The sequence below is a fragment of the Streptomyces canus genome (assembly GCF_001514145.1).
Taxonomy (GTDB): Bacteria; Actinomycetota; Actinomycetes; order Streptomycetales; family Streptomycetaceae; genus Streptomyces; species Streptomyces canus.
Genome location: NZ_KQ948664.1, coordinates 1 through 1,895 on the forward strand (window position 1 = coordinate 1; position 1,895 = coordinate 1,895).

2 protein-coding genes are annotated in these 1,895 nt (G+C 66.9%); one reads left to right on the forward strand and one right to left on the reverse strand.

All coding sequences use genetic code 11. The features are described 5' to 3' along the window. Positions 1 to 218 precede the first annotated feature (218 nt). Positions 219 to 686, forward strand: coding sequence for a GNAT family N-acetyltransferase (locus AQJ46_RS26995; protein WP_059208059.1), 468 nt, complete (start codon positions 219 to 221; stop codon positions 684 to 686). Here AQJ46_RS26995 and AQJ46_RS27000 read toward each other — a convergent pair whose 3' ends face one another. Then, complete coding sequence (locus tag AQJ46_RS27000; RefSeq protein ID WP_318656724.1) at positions 687 to 1,808, reverse strand: IS630 family transposase; 1,122 nt, start codon at positions 1,806 to 1,808, stop codon at positions 687 to 689. Positions 1,809 to 1,895 lie beyond the last annotated feature (87 nt).

Below are 1,895 nucleotides of genomic sequence, written 5' to 3' on the forward strand. Positions count from 1 at the left end.
GCCTAGTGCTCTGACCGGGAAGGTTCACCGGGGCGCAGGTAGGGACGAGTGGATGGGGCCGCAATCTGGTCGGGGCATGCATCGGCCATTGCGAAAACAGTTGGACACGTCCTGGCCTCTCCACGACGATTCGCGCTGTGACAGACAGAGCCCAGCGCCGGACCCCGGACTCCACTAGCCCGAAGTCCGTACGATTTGTTGAGTTATCGAGCACGGCCATGACCGCCTTACTGAACGACGACCTGGCTCAAGCCAGTGCCGAAGTAGGCGTCGCTCTCACCGAGTACTTCGTCACCGACACGGCAAAGTGGGTGTGGCAGTACCGGGTCAATCAGCTGACCTCGGACCCGGGTTGCGCGGGGTGGCTCACGCAGATCGTGGTAGCCGAGCCGGAAGGCGCCGTCGTGGGGTATGCCGGGTTCCACGGGCCGCCGGATGAGGCGGGCATGGTGGAGCTCGGTTACTCGGTGATCCCCGTCTACCGTCGTCAGGGCTACGCAAGGGCGATGCTCACCGCGTTGGTGCATCGGGCCACTGCCGAAGCCCGAGTCAGGACCGTGCGGGTGACGATCAGTCCTGACAACACCGCATCCCTGGCCACCATTTCCGGGTTCGGCTTCGTGGAGGTCGGAGAGCAATGGGACGAGGAGGACGGCCTCGAACTCATATTTGAAGTCCCTGTCTGATCAAGCTGCTGCTGGAAGCGGTCTGCCGCCCCAGCGGATGCCTTTCTCGCTGCGGATGCGGGCACGTTCCTTGCGCTGGGCGGCGAGTACATCGGGGTGGCGGGCGTTGGCGTTGCGCCAACGCAGGTAACCGTGCAGGGCCCGGGTCTGCGCGGGATGGCTGCGGTGGTTCGAATTCGCCAGGGTGAACTGCCGCAGCGGGCCGAAGTGCGCCTCGATCGGATTGGCCCAGGAGGCGTAGGTCGGCGTGAAGCACAGCTCGACCTTGTTCTTCTCCGCCCAGCGGCGGATGTCCGCGCCGGTGTGGGCGGAGAGGTTGTCCAAAATGATGTAGATCGGGGCGCCGTCGGGCCGGGCGACACGGATCGACTTCAGCGCGGCCAGGCTGTTGGCGGTGCCCTTGCGACGCCGGTTGACGCCCCACAGCCGGTCGTCGCCGACGGAGTAGCAGCCGTGGAAGTAGGTCACGCCGTGGGTGCGGCGGTAGGTCGCCGGCAGGCGGTTGGGCTTGCCCTGCTTCGCCCAGCAGGAGCCCGCGGTGGGCCGGATCCCCAACGGCCCGAACTCGTCGAAGGCAAAGACCCGGTCCGGGAAGCGTCCCAGCACGTGCTCGATGCGGTCGAGCTTGGTGTCTCGCTCGGGGTCGGGGGACTCCTTCCACGTCTTGGTGCGCTGGAAGGTGATGCCGCGGCGCAGGAGCAGGCACCGTAGGGCTTCCCGGCCGATACGGATGACACGTCCGTGCACGCGGCGCAGGTAGGCGGCGAGTTTGCGGATCGACCAGCGAGTGAAGGGCTGGCCGAGCGTGGTGGGGCGGGTGGTGGCCGTCTGGACGACGAAGTCCTCGTCGTCAGGCTTGAGCAGGCGGGGACGGCCTCCCGCCCACCGAGGGTCCAAGCAGTCCAGGCCGATCTCGTTGAACCGGTGGATCACCTCCCGGACGGTGTCCTCGTCGGCCTGGACCAGCTGCGCGATCACCGGCACCCGGTTTCCGCCGGCGGATGCTAACAGCATCATCGCCCGCCGATAGCGCACCGAGCTGGTACTGCCCCGACGCACGATCTGCTGCAGCCTCTGCCCTTCCTGATCGGTCAGTCTGCGCACCCGCACAGGCTCGGCCACCACACCTCCAGCAGTCGGAACGAACGTCACCGCCCATCCAACCGCTCCCACCGCCAACCCTGCGAACCTTCCCGGTCAGAGCACTAG